This is a genomic window from Phormidium sp. CCY1219, assembly GCF_055795085.1.
Genome location: NZ_JAYFEQ010000668.1, coordinates 1 through 338 on the forward strand (window position 1 = coordinate 1; position 338 = coordinate 338).

1 protein-coding gene is annotated in these 338 nt (G+C 42.6%); it reads left to right on the forward strand.

The window, feature by feature from the left end:
* Positions 1 to 338: Uma2 family endonuclease (locus tag AC0QH1_RS19515; protein WP_324632952.1), on the forward strand; the 338-nt coding region annotated here is incomplete at both ends.

Consider the following 338-nt stretch of genomic DNA (forward strand, 5'->3'; position numbering starts at 1 on the left):
CCAACAACTACTGATGACCGATGTTACTTGGCAAATGTACGAACAAATTTTAGAGGAATTTGGCGAAAACCGAGGTGTGCGGATTAATTACAGTCAGGGAATGCTAGAAATCATGGTACCTTTACCCGAGCATGAAGATGATAAAGTAATGATTGCTGATTTTGTAAAAGCCATTTTGGAAGAATGCGATATGGAATTTCGCAGTCTCGGTTCGACTACATTTAAAAGCGAAAGCATGAACCAGGGACTCGAAGCGGATGACTGTTTTTATATCGAAAACGAAGCAGCAGTGCGGGGAAAAAAGCGCATCGATTTAACCGTAGACCCGCCACCGGATT